A 239-nucleotide genomic window follows, 5' to 3' on the forward strand; every position below is an offset into this window, starting at 1 on the left:
CGAGGTACCACCGGCACCGCCGTCACCACCAACACCACCAACACCACCATTGCCGCCGGTGTTAACGGCGTCGCCGCCGTCGCCGCCGGTGTCCCCGGTACCGGCAGCGGCATCGGTACCCATGACACCGTCCTTGCCGGCACCACCGACACCACCAACACCACCGCGGCCACCGGCGCCACCGGCGCCACCATCACCGGCCAGCGAACCACCCGCACCACCGGCACCACCAACACCGC

General features: G+C 71.5%; 1 protein-coding gene. It reads left to right on the forward strand.

The features are described 5' to 3' along the window. The coding region (locus BST15_RS22325; protein ID WP_207572077.1) for a hypothetical protein at window positions 1–239 on the forward strand (239 nt) is incomplete at both ends.

Origin of the sequence: Mycolicibacter arupensis, from assembly GCF_002086515.1 — a bacterium.
GTDB lineage: Bacteria > Actinomycetota > Actinomycetes > Mycobacteriales > Mycobacteriaceae > Mycobacterium > Mycobacterium arupense.